The sequence below is a fragment of the Paenibacillus sp. FSL R5-0473 genome, from assembly GCF_038004565.1.
Lineage (GTDB): Bacteria > Bacillota > Bacilli > Paenibacillales > Paenibacillaceae > Paenibacillus > Paenibacillus amylolyticus.
The window spans coordinates 5,327,209-5,347,317 of the sequence record NZ_JBBORL010000001.1 but is presented as its reverse complement, the minus strand read 5'-3'; the positions used below and the strand labels follow the sequence as shown (position 1 = coordinate 5,347,317).

The window sequence follows — 20,109 nt, the reverse complement described above, 5'->3', positions numbered from 1 at the left end:
ATCCTACCTATTGGGCACGACTTGTCTCCATATGCTCCTTATACCAATGATTCGCTTCGAGCAGTACCTGTTGCCCACCTGCATCCATGAATTCTTCCACAAAGGTATCGAAATACCCCACAGGCTGATCGCCAGTGATGATGGAGATGTACGCTCTGTCTCTCATGCGAATCAATTCAGATGAATATTGAATCAGGGCAGGGGTTGCAACCTCCAGGCGATTATAGATACCATTCTCCGTCAACCCTGCAGATGCAGCCCACTGTTCACGTTTATCCGAGGGTGTACCTGGAACCGTCATACCGATACTTGAGCCAATCATATTAATATAATTCTCCATTCTGTTGTATGGGTAAAGTAAATGGAACGAGTTTGAATCTTCAGCGCTCCAATTCCAGTGTTTTCCTGGAAGGCCATACTCCATTTTGATCTGCTCCTCCGGATCGGGGTTGGCACTTACATAATCGAGTATCTCCAAAACTTTCTCCAGTTTTCCCGGCTCCTTCGCAGCCTCAGCACCTATAGCAATAAAATTCATCAGCAGATTGTTCCCTTTTGAACCGCTATGTCCATCAGGACCAATAACAGGAGAACCAAATACAACCTCTGCAGTTACGTTCTTCTGTAACAGCTCATTAACATTGAACGAGGCTCCCACAGGGGTTTCTTGGCCATTTTCATTAAGGATACTGTAGTCTCCCTCTTGATTCCAATGATAATAGTTGCCCATCGAGGTCATTCCAATTTTTCCATTAATAAAAGCATGGGATAGATGTTTATAGCCGCCTTTATTTTCGCCGGTTATGAACTCAGGGTCGATAATTCCGTCCCGATACCACTTTTGCATATAAGCCAATGCTTTTTTCATCTCAGGCTCCAAAGCACCGATCACGAGTTGGTTGTTTTTTTCATTAAAATACAGTTGCTCGGTGAAAACGGACTGTCCAAAGGCACCAAACACGACATTTAAGCCCTCTCTGGATAGGCCATACGTATCTTGTTTACCATTTCCGTCCGGATCATCTTTGGCAAAAGCATACATAACCGTTTCAAATTCATCTAATGTCTTTGGCACCTCCAGACCAAGCTGCTTAAGCCAGTCCTCTCGGTATACAACAGGGGTTCGATAGATGTTGGTTTGATTAATGGCCGGAATTCCATATAAGCCACCGTTTATTTTTCCATACTCTAAATAACGTGAATCATAATCGCGAATGCGCTGTACGATATTTGGCGCATATTGTTCAAGGACATCCGGGGGAATTTCCGCTAAGACCCCTTGCATTTGATACTTAAGCAGATCTTGCGGTTGTCTTATCCGGAACAGATCCGGTATTTTGCCTTGAGCAAGCTCCAGATCCAGCAGTTCCTCGTACCGCTTGTTCTCAAGGTTCCACACCTCCAGATCGACATCAAACCGATCCTCAATATATGTAATCATTTCCGCGTCCTCGGGAACAGGGATATTTTGATGCATGGTCCAGGATATCGTATACTGCGGTGCTGTATCCTTCTCAGGGCTTGCTAGATGGTCTTGCTGTTGCACTTGTGCTGTTTCTCTGTTTAGAACGGTACATCCGCTTGTAAATACGAGAAGAAGAAACATTGCAGAATATAGACATAGCTTTCTTGAAAGGTTAAGGTTCATAGCAGCTCCTTTCCTGATTTCAAATTCTATATAGGTTTAATCAAAGAATATTTACACGGACACTCCGATGACAGAACAACCTTCCGATCGCTGTTATTCCCAGATTTCTTTTGATCCCTTCTCTAAAGGGAGAAATCCGGGAATAGCGTATGCTTCCGAAGTAGCTTTCTTTCAGAAAGCTTTTAGGCGAACGCTTCGCTTCTTCAGGTTCTTTCTGTCCTCTCCGTTTTTGTGTAAATGTTAAATTGACCCTATATAGATCCCTGCTCCATTAGACTGCGCATGAAATTTTTCGGTGTACAGCCGTGAATTTCTTTGAACTTCTTAATGAAATAGGCAGGGGTGCGGTAACCGACCGTACTTGCGACCTGCTCAACCGTAATTTCACGCTGTGTCATGAGTTCCCGTGCGCGTTCCATTCTCTGATTCGTAACATATTCGGAATAAACAATCCCGGTTTCTTCCTTGAAAAGTTTACTCAGATATTTAGGGCTGATGAATACTTGCTCTGAGACATGATCCAGCGTGAGATCGCCTGATAAGTGCTCGTGAATATAGGCTTTGACAGCCGAGATGGTATCCACACTTCGTACCTCGCTTCGCTTCTCCATCTGCATCACAAATTCGGTCACGAGATGAATCATCCATTCCGAATATCGGTTGATATTGTAGAACAATGAAAATTGCTTGTACATATTCAATGAACTTGCCTCGGCGGGTTGCAGGCGCACCTGATTAATACACTCAGCGTAAATAGATACCGTTTTTAATAAGATGATCCGACTGTATTCGGCGGAATAGGGGCCTTCCTTTAATGTCGCGACCAATTCCTGAATAGCCTGGACCGTACCTTGCACATCCCGAGTTTGCAATTTCTTTTCAAAGTTTACGAGGTATGACTCCGGGATCTCCAGACTGCTGGCTTCCCTGTTCAGAAGATCAAGATCCTGAATGGCAGACTGCTCGGGAAAGAAGTAGCTGTATCGAATGAGGGTATTCGCCTGATGATAGCTTGTGTGAATCTTCGTGAAGTGCTCTACCCATCCGCCTAACGATAGTACAAATTCCAGACCAAATTTGCTGCTCGCCTCAGCGTGAATAAAGTCTACAATGTGATCAGAGAGCGGTTCTTCGGGTTGGTTGGTACAGATGATTACTGCTATTTTGTGATCCTGCAATTCCTCTGCCAGCAGTTGAGTTCCATCCATTTCTGCGATCTCCAGTTGCTGGATCATCGTATACAACGTATGCTGCAACTGTCGTGGTTGCAGATCCTTCCACTTCTCATTAACAGGGTCAATGACGATGCAACGGAAGCGAGAGTAGGCCATTGAAATGTGAATAGACTGGAGCTGTTCCGTAAGTTCCTCGGGTGTAAATCGGTTATTTAACATATTGAGCATGATACTATGCTTAATCATTCTGTGATTGGCCTGTAAGGTTTCTTCAAGACTATCAACTTTATTGGACAGACTGTTAAACGTTGTATCGATGAACCGATATTCGTCCTGCTTTAAGCTGGTTGGGCTATCCATCCGGCTCTTGATGTTATTCAGGATTCGTTTAAGAGGACTATAGTTGGCCCTGGTAAAGATGGACGACATCGCTATCCCAACCGCAACAGCCAATAAACCGAGAAAAACCGAAATCTCCTTCAAGCTATCCAATTTAGAATAAAAGCTTTCATTAGGTGTGGTTGTGTAGATTCTCCATGCATTTCCTTTAAATTGATCTTGGGTAACGACATGAGAGTCATAGTTAAATACAGGTGTGAAGCTCGCATCTGAAGAATGAAAGGTTAGCAGCGACTGCGTCAGATTCTCCTCCGTGGAGCTGCCTATCAACGTTTTGTCCGCGGCAGATATGACAGTTCCATCCTGATCGATGATTAATGTATTCGCATAGTCAGCAGGGAGCATATTTTTAATGATCTGACTGATCGCTGATTCTTTGATATCAATCGCAATCATGGCCTTACTGTCTTGTCCAGACGATTGAAACGGGTAACTATGGACATAGGAAATTAGAGGACTCATCTTGCCTTGTTCCCGTGATTCGATATAAGCATCCTGAGGCACCATGCGAGTCTTCATCCATAAGGAGCTTTCTGGAGTCTCTTTCATCGCAGCAATCCAATCCGTCGTATGATCCATACTCGAAGGCGTGTCCTCATAGAGCAATAGCCCATATACAGATGAGACGATGAAGTGGTTCTTCGTATCGTACACATGAATAGCTTCAATGAGATCGGAATAATTTTGCACCATATTTTTGAGGGACTGTTCGATGTCCAGGATTTTGCTATGGTTTCCTTTTAAGCTATCTAAATCGATACTAGCGGCGTTACCGAGTGCCAGGGACAGATAGACCTGATTCACCTTCTGGATAACGGAGCTCTCAATAGTATTGACAGTGCTTTTCAGTGACAGCTGATTATTGATTCGAATCTCTTTGCTGTATTGATGGGAGAAGAAGAGGTATAGAATGGAGCCGAAAAGAAGCGCAATGACAAGAACAACAGCAAGGTAGGAAAGAACCATCTTGGATCTTACAGTTTGAAATGGCTTATGCATTCTTTTTCCCCCTTCATGTCTCTTTTCTAAACAACTTCATCATTATATAGCAGGCCGAGGACTAGAAATCATGTTGATCGAAATTTAACAAACTCCCACTCCATAATTTACTTTCAGTTAATAAAGCGTTTACAAAAGTAGGTATTTTAATTGATAAATGTAGTATCTAGCTCCATTTTTCTTGGCATATAAGCTCCGGAACGTACGATTTTGATATAAAACGGAATTTGTTCTATAGATGCGAAACGCTCCCTAATGCTACAGTAACGGCAGATCAGACATCTGTATAGAGTCTTTCTTACTCATTTGCAGATGCAGAAGCAAAAAAATAATTTACCATAACGGGAGCGTGTATTTGCAAGCCATGAGAAAACCACTTAAAAAGTCACTGGCATTACTTCTAATGTTGTCTATGGTAGGTCCGACATTTGCAGAGAAAAGTTTTGCAGCCGATCAGAAGATTCAGTTCTCTGATATTAAGGGACACTGGGCGGAAGCAAATATTCAAGCATGGGGTGATGAAGGATTAATTCGAGGTTACCTGGATCATTCATTTAAACCGAATACGTATATTACAAGAGCAGAATTTATGAATTTGGTAAACGGTGCTTTTGGATATTCCGGACAAGCTAAAATTACCTTTAATGATGTGTCTGAGAGTGCATGGTATTACGAAGCAATTTCTATTGCAAATGCGAATGGATATATAGATGGATACACCGATGGCACAATGAAGCCGCAAGATCCGATCACCCGTCAAGAAGCAGCTAAAGTGATCGCTGGCATTTTGAATCTGGAGTTAAATGAAACAGCAGTGAATGTATTTAGCGATTCATCGTCTATAGCGGCGTGGAGCAAGGGAGCTGTAGGTGGAGCGGCAGCAACGAAAATTATCTCCGGATATGCAGATGGAACCTTCAAACCGCTTAATTCCATTACTCGTGCCGAAGCGGTGTCTGCGCTCGTTAAAGCTGTGGAAACAGATGCTACTACAGCTGCCAAACCAGCTAAGCCAAAAGGAACGGCAACCGTTCTGAATGTTAATCCCCCAGCAGATGAAGCTCGGTTATCCGCCGTGAAGCACGGAGCCAATGCCGGAGACGACACCTTGAAAAATATTGCGGAAACCAATCCGTTTATTGATATTTTAGACGGTTTTGATCAAGTATGGTCCATGAACCTAGCGGATTGGAGAGATGGAACAGCGGCAACTAAAATTGGAGCTGACGGGAAAAATGCAAAGTATGGAGATGGACCGACTCCATATTATGACGGCTTTAAGAATGATCCAACCGTAGCTGTTGCTGATCAGAAAACATATGCAAATGAAGAGATCCGAAACAAAGCAACTTGGGAAGCCAATATCAAATATGTAGAAAAGGTCACGCAAAATCGCACAGGTGAAGAGACATTGGCAGCCTATTATGATGACCAAAGAGATAAGATCTATAGCGTGATGGAGGGCTTTGGTCCGTTGGCTAACACGTATGTAGATATCATCAAGCCAAAGACAAACGTTGAACGAACGGTGGACGAGATGAATGTGGTATTGACCGAAGAAACAGTGGAAGATGAAAGCCAAGGCATTGGAGATTGGGAAGCAAAGACGGAACTTGCAGACTTGGTTCATTTAGTTGATCTGGTTCGATTTAAAATTCCTGCCTCATCTAATCCCTCTAAATATTTCTACTCTTCCCCTAGACCGTGGAGAATGAATTCCAATGGAGAAGTGAAAGAAGTTGTTGACAGCAAAGGACTGCCTGTATGGGAAACCTTGGGCGAAGGTGAGAAAAAAGAAGTACCTTTGGCTTCAGGCGGCACCAAATCAACAGGAGAAAAACATTACCAGCAATACGAAACTAACGTTAAGCTTATTCCTGCGTTAACTTATGTCAAACGAATCGCTGAGGATGGAAGAGGAAAAGATGGTGCATTTCCGAGCGGACATACCAGTGCAGCATACTTATCCGTATTTCCTTTGGCATACGCTACACCAGAACGATTCACTGAATTGTTAACGAGAGCAGCTCAGTTGGGCGAGAATCGAATCGTAACGGGGATGCACTCACCGCTTGATGTTATAGGAGGAAGAATACAATCCACAGCCATGGCTGCATATGCACTTAATAAGGCTGAGAACAAAGATGTGTTAGAGAAAGGTTATGAGAATGCAGGAGAAGTATTTGGAGCTGCAGCCAAGGAAAAAAATATGAGTCTGTATGAGTATGCACACACCGTAACTGAGGATTACACGTTCAAGAGTGCTTACGATGAACACAAATGGGAAGATCATGATGCCAATAAAGCCTTCTATAGAGAAAAGATGACTTACGGTCTACCACAAACCGGAACCAAAGGTTTGGCTCCAGTTGTACCGCAAGGAGCAGAAGCCCTGTTAGAAACACGTCAACCGTATTTAACAGATGAGCAACGCAGACAAGTATTGTATACAACATCCATTGACTCTGGATATCCTGTTCTGGATGAATCCAAGGGCTGGGGTAGAATTGATCTGGTCACGGCTGCGGATGGCTACGGCGCATTCTTGAACAATGTAACTGTGGATATGGACGCTTCCAAAGGGCGCTTCAATGCAGAAGATTGGTGGAGAAATGATATCACCGGTAGTGGAATGCTCACGAAAAAGGGAACAGGAACCCTTACATTGACAGGGGAAAATAGCTACACTGGCGGAACATTGCTGCAAGCAGGAACGCTGGTAGCTGAATCTGCAACTGCTTTTGGTACAGGTGATCTGTATGTAGAAAATGGAACAGTTGTCGTTGATGTCGACGGAGCACTCAACTTAGATAGAAACTTTACCATGGATAACGGTACGTTGGAATTGGTAGTGACTGACAACAACAGTCAGCTGAATGTTGGCAGAAAGCTCTATATTGATGGAGGAAGTCTCAAACTCGACTTGTCCAACTATAAGATCGAAGGTTCCAAAGATATTACGTTAATCACCGCTAATGGAATTACAGGTGAATTCGACAGTGTAACGGCAGATGGTTATGACGTGACTGTCACGTACGAAAAAGGCCGCGTCATTGCACATGTTGTAGCCAAATAAGTGAAGTAATTATCCATGATATAAAGTGAACTAAAGAATGTCACACATGCCACTTCGATGACAGAATAACTTTCCGAAAGGCTTTAGGCGTAGCGAATGCTTTCGAAGTAGTTTTCTTACAGAAAACTTGTAGCTTCGCTTCTTCACGTTATTTCTGCCCTCTCCGTTTTTGTGTAATTATTAAAGTTCGTTTTATATCGTTCAATTCTTCGCAAGAAAAGATTATAGAAAAGGGCTTAAACTACAATGTAGTTTAAGCCCTTTTTGCGTACAGATACGTTGGATATAGGGGATGTTTTCAACACGTGCTGAAAGCCGAAGTGTATCTGAACGTGTCCGGAGTAGGCAAGCGCTAAATACTGAATGTAAGAGCAAGCAATTAGGACGTCGCAAAAGCGATTTTCCTATTTTCCACTACCAATGAGAATTTTCGCTTCGTACGAGAGGGACACGAGGTTTCCTCTCAGTCCCGTTTGGAACAGAGCATGAGCAGGGGTTGAGCGCTAACGAATATGAGGCGTCTTATTTAAGGGTTTGAAGCACCCGCAGAAATCTAAGGAATCTGAGACACGTTATATCGAAATGTACGGCGTTTTAGAGCGTTTTTATCGAGCGATTTTGGAAAATAACGTGTCTGAGGTTCTTTACAATTTTGAAAGAGGCTGTAGAGGTAATATAAGACGTCCTGTGTTCCTTAGAGAATCGACTGGTTACTCAATAGGATCAGCCAGACGGGAGCTCGATAATTTTGGGACACTGACATCCATCATCGTATAATGCCGAGTAAGGAGACACGACCTGATCTGTGAAAATCCAGCCGAGGGAGGGCCGAGTCTCGTATCATCGAGGTGGGTATCTAAGTTTAATCATACCGAAGTGGCTGGATGCGTTAGTTATTCGTCAGTGCTGGTATCAGATGTACGACGTGTATTTCCTTCCAGTTCCGTAGAGACTCGCTTCGTTGGTTCCAGATCCGTATGTCCTGCGTAGGGGCGATCACTTCGAGAGCGTGTCCCAGTCAACCCGAAACCCGAAGTGAATATAATCAGCTGTAATCCAAGGGCGTAGGGCGCAGCAATAGGTCCAATCAGATGGAGCAACGAGCATAGCGCGATCAGCAAGGAGAGCATTTTGGTTACTGTACTTGACCTATCCCGGCGTGGGCTGGCCCAGAGCAGGTAACCATATATTATGGTGATCATCAGGGAAATTGCGCGAATCCATGGCAAGATGCTGTCCCATGAGTCCACAGGCACGTCCAACATCCGCTGACGAAATACCAGATCTATAACCAGAAACCCTGTAGCCGCCAGTGCGGCTGGTTCGGCTACAGGCCGAAGGATGGTCCAGACCGCTGTGTCCCAATGATCTGCATGAGTCTCCCGGCTGAGTTCATCCGATAATACGGTGCATTCACGTTCCAGTGCTCTGTGCATCAGTCCGATTCTGGCAGGATCATGATCCTTAATACAGTCACGGATCTGGTCCTGTAGCTGAGGAGATAGGTAAGATGCAGCTTTGCAGGCTAACATTGCTGTTATCAGATCGTCATGTTCGTGTTCCGATCGTTCATAATTCCGATTTTCCTGGATGGTAAGTTGTCCCAAGAGGGCTGTACTTATGTATAATGTATCTCGTATCCTTCTCATTCGCCTTTCGTGGCTGCGGCGAACTTCAGTGGCAGACCATATGTATATCCCCAGAAGCAAAGCCATGACTCCAAACAGTACAGCCACAGCGCCTGGGCGCGATGTTAGATCTTCAATCCAACGTTGAAACACACTTGTTCCTCCTTTGCACCAACTTCACGTATCATGAAACACGCTTCACGTAAGCTTTCTCTCACTATTACACAGGAAGTAGATGAATTCAAGCAGAATTCATATGTTAAAGTCATGATACTTAGAGTAGCTCAGTGACACAGATGTAATTATAATAGAAAGATTTTAAGGTGGGGAGAAATGAAATTTTATAGGTTTAATCATGATACGAAAACGAAGGTCCTAGCTTCAGTGGAAGATGATCATCATCCAATTAATAGTGATTTCCACGGTCAATCTAAAATAAAAGGATGGACAACAATAGGTTTAGAAACCCTTTATAAAAAATCATACAAGGATTTTCCGAATTACCATATCGGTAAACCTGTGTTCTCAAAAAGAGTTAAAGAGATGATGGAGAAAGAGAGTTTATTAACAAGCGAAGTAGAATTTTTGCCCATAACGAATGATAATATGGAATTGTTCATACTAAATGTTACTAATATATTGGACTGTGTTGATTATCATCGTTCTGATATTGGTAGATTCAAAGATGGGTCTTGGGCACGGTTTAACAAGCTTGTATTCGATCCTGCCAAAATACCGGAAGGAACGTGTATGTTCAAGATTAAGGAAACTCCTGGTGTTCAGGTTTTTGTTACAGAAAAGTTTAAAGAATGGATTGAAGAGCGTAAGCTCAAAGGGCTTAACTTTTCCGTGATATATGATTCTGACCTTACAAATGAAATGGAAGAAGAGCAGCAACGGGGATATGATGCAGCTCTTGAAGAAATTGAACGAAATAAAGGAGAAGAGTATTCCTATGATGATGCCCGTGAACTTGTAGATCAGGGAGAAACCATGGCTAGCGGTCTGTGGAGGATTCGGCTGGATTATCAAGGGAGGTTATGGCTAGGTCAGTTGCTTCAAGATCTGTCTTACCAGTGGATTATGCCTGTATATATCCCGCCGGTTTTGCTGTTGAAGTCTTGGCATGTGGTTGACAGAATAAAAGAATAATTTATTTTGTTGGAGAGGGGCACAATTCATGGATCATGTGAATATTGAACACACACCACCCGCAGCATTGGAGTATCTTGCCCTGCGGCAGATCGCGGGTCTTAGTCCAATGAGCAGGGAAGGGGCGGAGATTGGACTACCGAATAGTCTGTTTGCCGTATGTCTGCGTGAAGAGGATATGTTGGTAGGTATGGGGCGAGTGATTGGAGATGGCGGTTGCTTCTTTCAGGTCGTTGACATTGCCGTACACCCGGATGTTCAGGGAATGGGTTATGGAAAGCTGATCATGAGCGAGATTATGAATTATCTGCGTGACGTTGTGCCTGCTCGCGGTTTGGCCAGTCTGCTGGCGGATGTTCCGGCTGATCGTCTGTATGCTCAATTTGGATTTGAATATACCAGCCCAAAATCGGAGGGCATGTGGTGGAGGCAGGGAGAAGAAGGGCCGACTGCCTAGCGGAATGAAAACTGAATTTTGATGCGAGACTACACTTCATATGATTATGAAATCATCTCCGTATAGCCGCATTAGCGGCTTTTTTACATGAACCGTATTGCTTGATGGGGAGGAGAGGGGATGCTTCTGAATGGCGGTGTTTCCTTCGATCACGCAGTGAAGATTGTTTTTTCTACATATAAGCTGTAAGAGATAGGTTTACAAGTGCTCACATCCGGTTTAAGATGGCGTGAGCCGTTTAAGGTATATAACAATAGGATTAAGTATTAAAATAACGGTAAGTTGACAAGATGATATCTACAGAAAAGAGGGAATTCATATGAAAGTAGCCATTTTTGGAGCAACCGGAGCGATTGGCAAGATGATACTGTGGGAGCTGATGGATCGTGGGCATGAAGTGACAGCGGTGGTGCGTGACCCTTCGAAGGTTGAAATGGTTCATGAGCGTTTGCGTGTAGAACAGGGAGATCTGCTTAACCCGGATCAGGTGGCTGATTTTGCAGCGGGTCAAGAAGTGGTTGTGAGTGCATATGGGCCGAAATTCGGTGGAGAAGAAGAGATGCTGGAAGTGACACGTTCGTTGATCGAGGGTGTGCGCCGGGCAAAAGCAGGACGTCTGGTTGTAGTTGGTGGAGCGGGAAGTTTGCTAACCGATTCCGGTGATATGCTGATGGATACGCCTGGATTCCCGGAAGAAGTCAAACCACTGGCGAAAGCACATGCAGATGCATATGAACTGATTGAAGCATCAGGTATTCACTGGACCTACATGAGCCCTGCTGCGACAATCACAACAGGACGTCGCACAGGCCAGTTCCGGGTTGGCATGAACCGTGTGATTACGGATGATATCGGGGAAAGCTCGATTTCCGTTGGCGATTTTGCAGCGGCTTTGGTGGACGAACTGGACGATCCGCAATTTATCCAAGCTCGGTTTACGGTAGGTTATTAAGTGTAAACAGGCTTTGGAATGGATGATTTAATCTGAAGGTCTCGTACACGGATCGATAGAGCTTCCAATGATGCATGAAGCGCATCATGGTAACTATATGAGGTAAAGGGAAAGATAGCGATACACATACAGGATACAGCGTTTAGGGGCGATGTTGTTGCTTATAGGTATGAGATGAGCTTGTCACGGGGAGGGATGAACGTTGTTTATCGTAACCGCTGAACAGATGAGAGCTGTGGACGAGTATACCATTCATAAGCTGGGTATTCCTGCTGCCAGTCTAATGGAGAATGCAGGCCGAGCCATTGCTGAGGAAGTGATCAAGCTGTGCCGGGAAGGGCAGGCAGAAGGCCGGCTTGCGGATTCAGTGCAGCTTGGCTATAGCAGCCAGACCGATGCTAGGCGGGCACACACCGGGCCCGGCGATCGGCAAGGTTATGGTGGCGACATCATCGCCGATCCGGCGCTGGTGATGGAGCGCCCGGGAGATCAGCTGTGGTACATGCTGATCGGCAAGGGCAACAATGGCGGCGATGGGCTGGTGGCCGCGCGCCATTTGGTTGAAGCAGGGCTTGGCGTGACATTGGTCTACGCCGATGCCCCTGATGCACTGCGGGGCGAAGCCGCAGTGCAACGGGATGCCGCCGCGAAGCTTGGCATCCCTGCTCTTGTCCACGGGCGCGAAGCCGTGGACTTCAGCCGGTGCACAGGCATCGTGGATGCGCTGCTGGGCACCGGCTCGCGGGGGGCGCCGCGGGGAGCTTACGCGGCGCTGATTGAGGCGGCGAACGACAGCGGCAAGCCGGTCGTGTCCGCGGATGTGCCAAGCGGGCTGGACGCCGACACCGGAGAGGTGTACGAGCCCTGCATTCAAGCCCGGGTGACCGTATGCCTCGCGCTGCTTAAGCGCGGGCTGGTGCAGTACCCGGGCGCTTCTGCCGCGGGGCGCATTGTGGTGCGCGCCATCGGCATTCCCGCGCGGCTTGCGCCAGAGCATGGCCCCTCGGTCCGTCTGCTGACGGACGAGGTGCTGCGCGGTGCGCTGCGCGTGGATACAGGCCGTCTCCGGGCACCGGACGGCCACAAGGGCACCTACGGCCACGTACTGTTGGCCGCAGGAAGTCTGCCGATGAGCGGCGCTGGCCTGCTCTCGGCCAAGGCCGCGCTGCGCGCAGGCTGCGGGCTCGCCACATGGGCGCTGCCCGCGGCACTGCTGCCGCATGTCATCGGCACCGTGCCCGAGCTCATGCTCGCTGCCGCCGCCGATGGCGAAAGCGGAGAATGGAACGCGGCTTCCGCCGACGCCGTGCTGCGTCTCGCGGAGAGCCGCGACGTGCTCGCGACCGGCCCCGGCCTCGGCCGCTTCAAGGGCGACACAGACTGGCTGCGCCGTCTGTGGCAACATACGGATCGTCCGCTCGTCATCGACGCGGACGCCCTCAACATGCTGGCAGACGCTGGCCCACATGGGCCTCGCGACTGGGGCCAGCGAAGTGCGGCGACAATTCTGACGCCGCACCCTGGCGAGATGGGCCGACTGCTGGGCATGTCGACCCCAGAGGTGCAGCGTGACCGCATTGGGCACGCTGCAAAATACGCCCGCGAGCAGGGCGTGACCCTTGTGCTCAAAGGAGCACGAACGGTCATCGCAACGCCGTCCGGCGAGGCGTACATCAACACCACCGGGCACGCCGGCATGGCGACTGGCGGTGCCGGAGACGTATTGACCGGCATCATCGCCGGTCTGCTTGCCCAAGGGCTCAGCGCGGAGCAAGCCGCCGCGTTCGGCGTATATCTCCACGGACAGGCCGCTGAACGTGCAGCACTGCTGCGCGGTGACCCATCATCCCTGCTGGCCGGAGACATTATCGATGCACTGTGAGGATGTGGCAGGTGTGGGACAAGCTCATGGTTTTGGGTTACTGCCTATGACTAATCATTTCTAAACTGCAAGTGATCCAACGAACTAGCGCACCAGCGCATCAAAAGTAGATGAGTGCACGATGTCCATTGCTCAATGCTAAATGATCAATGCCCGATGCCCATTGTCCATTGCTCAGTACTCACTACCCAATTCCCATTGCCCTAACGAACCTGATACACCTTATACCACGGTTTACATCGAGGAGCAAAAGCTAACGAACCTCATTTACGTTATTTCTGTGTATCTCAGAGAAAACACCTGAAAACCTGGACTAAATTAGAGAATAGAGTGCCTGAGATTCGTTAGATTTTATAACATGCAATTAATGGCCCAATAAGGTTTGCTCAGTTCGTTAAACGTTTGGATCTGAAACGCTGATGCCTTGTTATCTATATAAGTTGAATTAAAGAATTTTTATACTGGACACTCCGGTGACAGAACAACCTTCCAATCGCTGTTATCCCCAGTTTTTTTATAAAATAGGAAATCCGGGATAGCGTATGCTTCCGAAGTAGCTTTCTTTCAAAAAGCTCTTAGGCGAAGCGTATGCTTCCGAAGCGGCTTTCTTTCAAGAAGCTTTTAGGCGAAGCGTATGCTTCCGAAGCAGCTTTCCTTCAAAAAGCTTTTAGGCGAAGTATATGCTTCCGTTTCAGCTTTCTTTCAGATAGCTTTTAGCGCCGCTTTTTCAGGTTATTTCTGTCTTCTCTGTTTTGTGTAAATGTTTAGTTCAATCTATATACTTTCATATCTTTGAAACGAATTAATGGTTGGATGAAACAATGATTAGTTACTGAAAAGGGGAGCCCTGTCATGATGCATGACGGAGGCTCCCCTTTATTTGTTTGTATGTTCATGCTACCTGATCCTGGCTCGGCTATAACCTGCCCATAACATGCCTATAATCTGCATCTAAACGACATCCGACCTACGTCTGGCCCAAGTTCTCGCGGCATCCTGCTTACAGCCGGAATCGCAGCAGTTCCTGATGCATCTCTGCACTAATATCACGCAATGACTTCACCTTGATACTTGCATCAGCGAAGGAACGTTGTTGTTCCGACGTGGAGGCGGTGATCTCTTCACTGCTGGCAGCCGACTGCTCGGTGATGGCACTGATATTTTCGATGGCCTGTTGCACCTGTGTACTGAGTTCATTGGATTGTTGCATGTCCTCAGCAAGCTGATGAATGCCGGTACTAATGCGCTCCACACTTTCACGAATAGCAGAGAAGGATTCGCGAGTCTGGCCAGTGGCTTGTTCCTGTTCGCCGAATAACTGCATGCTTTGTGCTACAGAGTTCTTCACCTTGTCCATGGAGGTTGTGATCTCGCCCACAGCCGCATAGATATGTTTGACCGATTGCGCAGATTGTTCGGCGAGTTTATTCACCTCGCCCGCAACAACAGCGAAGCCACGTCCGGCTTCTCCAGCGCGAGCAGCCTCTATGGAGGCATTTAACGAGAGCATGGTCGTTTGTTTGGCAATCTCCGATACATATGCCGTCATCGTAGTGATTCGAACCGCGCTTTCTTCCAGTTCCCGCACCGTTTGTTCCACCTCGGCCATCGCCATACGATTCACTTCGGCTAAGCGGAGTTGCTCCGCTACAGCCTTATTACCTTCCTCAACGGTAGTTAATACTTCACGACCATCGATCACCGATTGGGAAGTGGACTCGAGATTGCTATTGAAGGTAGACTGCATTTTGTCCACAACCATCACCGTTTCACTCAGATCCTCGGCAATCTTTTGACTGCCAATCGAGAGTTCCTCCGTGGTGCGTGATACTTGCTGCACGATCGCTTGGGCTGTATCATTGCCACGGTCAATATCTTGCGCCATCAGATCGACACGATGACCCGCTTCACCAATCGATTGAATAATGCCGCGGATATTATGAGTCATGATACCGAAGGAGCGACTCAGGTCATCGAGCTCATCTTTGCCCCGAGATTCCGGTAATTGTCCGGTTAGGTCACCGTCCGCAATTTGTCCCGCAGCGTCTTTGAGTGTTCGAATACGCTTGGCGATCTGACGTGAAGTATACATATTAAACAGCATTACGGCGACAAGCAATACGATGGCTCCTACCAGAGCGGTTTGCCACGTTTGCTGAATGTCACGTTCCAAATCGACGGTATATTGATCATAACGATCCCGAGTCATCTCATCCAACGAATAGATATCATTCTGTATGCCCCGAACCCGAGTGCTGTAACGTTTCGCTTCCGCACTGTTCATCGCACTCATCGCTTCGGTGGCTCCCTGTTTGAGAGCTTCTAATTTTGTCTCGATGGACTGAATAAGTTGTAACTGCTGATCTGTTTCGAGCAATCCGTCCGTAAGTTCCTGAATCATCGTTTGACCTTCATCCAGCAAGCGAAGTACGGCGTCCTGGTTTCCTGCTGTCATGGAGAATGAGTAGACATCCAGCGCCTGCTGGGTCTGAATCTGATTGGCGTTCAGTTCACTCACCTTGAGCATGGCGGGTACCAGATTTTGATTTTTGGCATTCATGTTGAGCAATTGCATGATAATATAAGCGACTAGCACAAGGCATAGAAGTAGTGAAATTAGAGCATTAAGTATCAGTTTTCCCTGTAGTTTCATGTGCGTACCTCCTCGTATCCGATGGGTTATTGATCAAGCTTAATTTTGATTTGACCGGAAGAGATCTTTGCCTTCAGATCTTCGAAGGTTTGCTGTTGTTCATCACTGAGCGTGATATTATGTAGAGCAGTCAGACCCACGGCGTTCTCCGCCAGCCCCTCCACGATTTCCTTTTGAGGGAAGGTATGATTGTTTTTAACAAACGTGTTAACGGCATTATAGATAGAGACATCCACATTTTTCAGCATGGACGTAAGAATGGATTTTTCCGCCAAAAAGAATTGATCGGTATCTACACCGATGGCGTATTTCCCTAATTTCTGAATCTCCGTCAGTGCGCCTACGCCTGTGAGACCGGCAGCAACGTAGATCACGTCAGCGCCCTTTTCCTGAATCATCTGTGCAGCCAATTTTTCACCGAGATCGGCATCACCGAAGTCCCCTGCGTAGACGACATCAACGGTTGCATCCGGCTTGACAGCCAGAACACCTTGTTTAAAACCCTGCTCGAAATTACGAAGGACCGGTATCTCTAGTCCACCAAGGAAGCCAACATGATCTTCCGTTGAAGCCATAGCGGCAATAACACCTGCCAGATAACTTCCTTCTTCCGCCCGGAATGAAATGGAGGCAATGTTAGGCAGTTCGGACTGACTGTCAATCATGAGGAACTGCTGGTCAGGATATTTGGCTGCAACTTTCTCCATATCCGCTTGGACAGCATCACTCAGGCCGATAATTAGATCGAATTTGGCTTGCGCAAACTCTTCAAATGCAGCTTCGGCATTGTCGCCCGGTTCACGATAGTCAAAGACAATGCTTTTCTCATTTCTGGCCTGAACCAGTCCATCAAAAGCAGCATCATTAAAAGAACGGTCACCCAGACCCACTTCCGTAAGCACGATCCCAACCTTTGTTCTTGAGTCTGTTACCGTTGTTGTATTGTTGGCTGAACATGCCCCCAGGATCAGTACCGTCAGGATCATCATTAGGGTGAGACCTAGACCTGCGCGTCTGTTCTTGTTTGTTTTCATGTGTGGTACCCTCATTTCTGTAGTCGCATTTTTCTGTTTTGCATGGTTCCTTAGCTCCAGGGAATGACGTGTACATGATGACACGTATGGTGAGTATTTCCCTTTATCTATATCGGTCAGAAAGGCACTGTGATTTATGGTATGTAGTGAAAATTTACGAAAAAATAAATATTTTTCATGAATTACACATTATTTTTACATTTCTCTGGTTAAAAGGGTACATAAATATCTACAGTATGTTGTTTACTGATGTTATAAGTCGAAAAAAGGCACAACAGAGATGACATGAATCATCTCTGTTGTGCCTTGAAATTTCACCTTATACGAATGATAAGGTGATCATCCTATTATAAAAATGACGCGAGTTTTACCAAGCCGCAATCGAGCCATCCGCTCGGGTTTCCGTACCCCCGCATAATACGCCATTGTCCGGGTTGCGCCAGATGATCTGACCGCGTCCAAACTGGGATGGATCAACTGCCACTTGAATATCATGTCCCTTGCGGGCGAGTGCCTGAGCGATATGCTGCGGGAAACCCGGTTCCACGAGAATTGTTTTGCCCTTCGTCCACTGCCAGCGCGGAGAATCCAAGGCGGCCTGTGGGTTCAGGTGATAATCGATCGTATTCATAACCAGCTGCACATGACCCTGCGGCTGCATGAAACCACCCATGACACCGAATGGCCCAACTGCTTCACTGCCACGGGTGAGGAACCCCGGAATGATCGTATGATAGGTTCGTTTGCCCGGCTCCAGGGCGTTCGCATGATTAGGGTCCAGTGAGAAGTTATGTCCGCGATTCTGCAAAGCAATGCCTGTCCCCGGAACAACCAATCCAGAGCCGAAGCCCATATAGTTACTCTGGATAAACGAAACCATATTGCCTTCACCATCCGCCGTAGCCAGATAGACTGTTCCACTTGCACGTGGATCACCTGCCTCAGGTGCTCGTGCGGTATCACCAATGAGTTTGCGCCGTTCTTCCGCGTATGCCTCGGACAGCAGTTCCTCCACCGTCACACCCATTTTGCGTTCTTCAGTAATATATTTCTCCCCATCGGCAAATGCCAGCTTCATGGCTTCTAGTTGCTGATGATATGCCTGAACAGATTCTTTCTCGTCGAACTCGTAACCTTTCAACAGATTAAGCGCCGCGAGAGCAATCAATCCTTGTCCATTCGGCGGAATCTCCCATACATCGTAACCACGATAGGAGACGGAGATGGGATCAACCCACTCGGGCTGGAATGCCGCCAGATCATCTTTGGTCAGATAACCACCGTGCTCTGCCATAAAGGAATGAATGCGCTCTGCCAGTTCTCCTTCGTAAAAGTCTCGCGCTTCGCTCTCGCCAATCTGGCGCAAAGTCGCCGCGTGATCCGGCGAGCGCCACATCTCTCCAGCTGCGGGAACACGCCCGCCTGGAGCAAATGTCTCAAACCACGCACGCCCTGCCTCCGCATCACCCTGGCGTGCATAGATCTCGGCTGCCCTTGCCCAGTGGCGGGCCAGCCCAGGCGCAAGCGGATAACCTTCCTCCGCGTAGCGGATGGCCGGTTCCAGCGCTTCCGCCAGCGTGAGCCGCCCAAAACGGCGGCTCAGCTCAGCCCAACCCGCCGGTGCGCCAGGCACCGTCACCGGAACAACCCCAAGCTTCGGCATCTCCGTATAGCCTGCCGCTTGAAGCGCCTCAATGGATATGCCCTGAGGCGCAGGGCCGCTGGCATTCAGGCCATGCAGTTTGCCCTCGGTCCAGACGAGGGCAAAAGCATCGCCGCCAATGCCATTGGACGTAGGCTCCAGCACGGTGAGTGCTGCCGCAGTTGCAATGGCGGCATCAATGGCGTTGCCGCCTTTTTTCAATACATCCAGGCCAGCTTGTGCAGCCAGTGGCTGAGACGTGGCGACCATGCCTTGTTTCGCATACACAGGCACGCGATAAGAGGGGTACGGTTGGTAGAGTGGATCGAAGTTCATCAGGTTGTTCAGCTCCTTGTCGCTAGATGTCAGGTTCCGGCATAACCGGATCATACTCCTAACCCTCTTCGCAACTGGACAACCGATATCCTGCCACACCTGCCAAATCCAACCTGACAACAGCCTAAGTCGTTACCATATCGCCGCCATTCACATGAATGCATTCACCTGTGACATAGGATGAATCGCGGGAGGCGAGATAGACGTAAGCTGCCGCCAGTTCGTAAGGCTGACCAGCTCGACCCATGGGTGTATCTGTTCCAAATACCTGCACATCCTCAGCGGAGAAACTGGCAGGGATGAGCGGTGTCCAGATGGGTCCCGGAGCAACGGAATTCACACGGATTCCCTGTGCAGCGAGCGATTGGGCGAGTACACGAGTCAGCGATACGACGGCTCCTTTGGTAGAAGAGTAGTCGATCAGTTGGATATCGCCTTTGTATGCCGTGATGGAAGCCGTATTGATAATGGATGCACCTCTGCACAGATGGGGGAGAGCGGCCTGAATCAGAAAGAAATAGGCGAACACATTTGTCTGAAAGGTGTGATACAGCTGTTCTTCTGTAATATCAACGATGCTTGGCTGCACATACTGTACGCCATGATTGTTGACCAAAATATCGATCTTCCCGTAGGTTTCCATGGTTGTGCGAATGACGGCTTCACAGTTTTTCTTTAAGCGGAGATCAATCTCGATTAAGAGACAGCGCTGTCCCAGTTCTTCGATCCGTTCACGAGTCCTTTCGGCATCTGTCCGTTCATATAGATAAGCAATGACGATATCCGCACCTTCCTTGGCAAAAGCGATGGCGGCCGCCCGGCCGATTCCACTGTCACCACCCGTAATAATGGCAACTTTACCTTGGAGTTTGCAGCTACCGATATAGGCAGGATCTTCACTGATCGGTTCAGGCACCATCAGGGTTTCCAGACCGGGTTGCTGGTCCTGATGCTGGGGTGGAAATGCCAGCTTTTGCTCCTTGCATACCGTTTTCTCACCATAAAAAGGATAGACAGGATTCATTCGCTTTACATCCTCCTCGAACGTTCATTGATACGGATAACCTATGCATTCG

The 20,109-nt window shown here is 47.6% G+C and carries 12 protein-coding genes; 5 read left to right on the top strand and 7 right to left on the bottom strand.

Annotation, left to right across the window (positions count from 1 at the left end; genetic code table 11):
- Positions 1-7: 7 nt before the first annotated feature.
- Both MKY28_RS23410 and MKY28_RS23405 read right to left on the bottom strand, forming a co-directional pair.
- On the bottom strand, positions 8-1,606 hold the full coding sequence (locus MKY28_RS23410) for an extracellular solute-binding protein (protein ID WP_340937164.1): 1,599 nt from the start codon (positions 1,604-1,606) through the stop codon (positions 8-10).
- A gap of 293 nt (positions 1,607-1,899) precedes the next feature.
- Complete coding sequence (locus MKY28_RS23405; RefSeq protein WP_340937163.1) at positions 1,900-4,221, bottom strand: helix-turn-helix domain-containing protein; 2,322 nt, start codon at positions 4,219-4,221, stop codon at positions 1,900-1,902.
- Positions 4,222-4,585: 364 nt separating this feature from the next.
- Here MKY28_RS23405 and MKY28_RS23400 point away from each other — a divergent pair, with 364 nt between their 5' ends.
- The gene (locus MKY28_RS23400; protein ID WP_340937161.1) at positions 4,586-7,297 is read left to right on the top strand and encodes an S-layer homology domain-containing protein; all 2,712 of its coding nucleotides are present in this window, start codon (positions 4,586-4,588) and stop codon (positions 7,295-7,297) included.
- 893 nt (positions 7,298-8,190) lie between these two features.
- On the opposite strand, the gene MKY28_RS23395 is transcribed toward MKY28_RS23400, so the two are convergent.
- Positions 8,191-9,078 carry a hypothetical protein gene (locus MKY28_RS23395; protein ID WP_340937160.1) on the bottom strand — a complete coding sequence of 296 codons (888 nt, stop codon included), beginning with the start codon at positions 9,076-9,078 and terminating at the stop codon, positions 8,191-8,193.
- A gap of 180 nt (positions 9,079-9,258) precedes the next feature.
- Here MKY28_RS23395 and MKY28_RS23390 point away from each other — a divergent pair, with 180 nt between their 5' ends.
- The 4 genes from MKY28_RS23390 to MKY28_RS23375 all read left to right on the top strand — a co-directional run bounded on the left by MKY28_RS23390 (position 9,259) and on the right by MKY28_RS23375 (position 13,368).
- The gene (locus MKY28_RS23390) at positions 9,259-10,077 is read left to right on the top strand and encodes an imm11 family protein (RefSeq protein ID WP_036672166.1); all 819 of its coding nucleotides are present in this window, start codon (positions 9,259-9,261) and stop codon (positions 10,075-10,077) included.
- Between the two features lie 28 nt (positions 10,078-10,105).
- Positions 10,106-10,534 carry a GNAT family N-acetyltransferase gene (locus MKY28_RS23385; protein ID WP_340937159.1) on the top strand — a complete coding sequence of 143 codons (429 nt, stop codon included), beginning with the start codon at positions 10,106-10,108 and terminating at the stop codon, positions 10,532-10,534.
- A gap of 319 nt (positions 10,535-10,853) precedes the next feature.
- Complete coding sequence (locus tag MKY28_RS23380; RefSeq protein ID WP_149846246.1) at positions 10,854-11,486, top strand: NAD(P)-dependent oxidoreductase; 633 nt, start codon at positions 10,854-10,856, stop codon at positions 11,484-11,486.
- Between the two features lie 202 nt (positions 11,487-11,688).
- Complete coding sequence (locus MKY28_RS23375) at positions 11,689-13,368, top strand: NAD(P)H-hydrate dehydratase (RefSeq protein ID WP_340937155.1); 1,680 nt, start codon at positions 11,689-11,691, stop codon at positions 13,366-13,368.
- 1,000 nt (positions 13,369-14,368) lie between these two features.
- On the opposite strand, the gene MKY28_RS23370 is transcribed toward MKY28_RS23375, so the two are convergent.
- The 4 genes from MKY28_RS23370 to MKY28_RS23355 form a co-directional block, all read right to left on the bottom strand.
- Positions 14,369-16,021 carry a methyl-accepting chemotaxis protein gene (locus tag MKY28_RS23370; protein WP_340937153.1) on the bottom strand — a complete coding sequence of 551 codons (1,653 nt, stop codon included), beginning with the start codon at positions 16,019-16,021 and terminating at the stop codon, positions 14,369-14,371.
- A gap of 26 nt (positions 16,022-16,047) precedes the next feature.
- A complete protein-coding gene (locus MKY28_RS23365; RefSeq protein ID WP_340937151.1) occupies positions 16,048-17,055 on the bottom strand; it encodes a BMP family lipoprotein in 1,008 nt (335 codons plus the stop codon).
- 367 nt (positions 17,056-17,422) lie between these two features.
- Positions 17,423-19,033 carry a gamma-glutamyltransferase family protein gene (locus MKY28_RS23360; RefSeq protein WP_340938020.1) on the bottom strand — a complete coding sequence of 537 codons (1,611 nt, stop codon included), beginning with the start codon at positions 19,031-19,033 and terminating at the stop codon, positions 17,423-17,425.
- A gap of 124 nt (positions 19,034-19,157) precedes the next feature.
- The gene (locus tag MKY28_RS23355; RefSeq protein ID WP_340937150.1) at positions 19,158-20,057 is read right to left on the bottom strand and encodes a glucose 1-dehydrogenase; all 900 of its coding nucleotides are present in this window, start codon (positions 20,055-20,057) and stop codon (positions 19,158-19,160) included.
- Between the last annotated feature and the right edge of the window lie 52 nt (positions 20,058-20,109).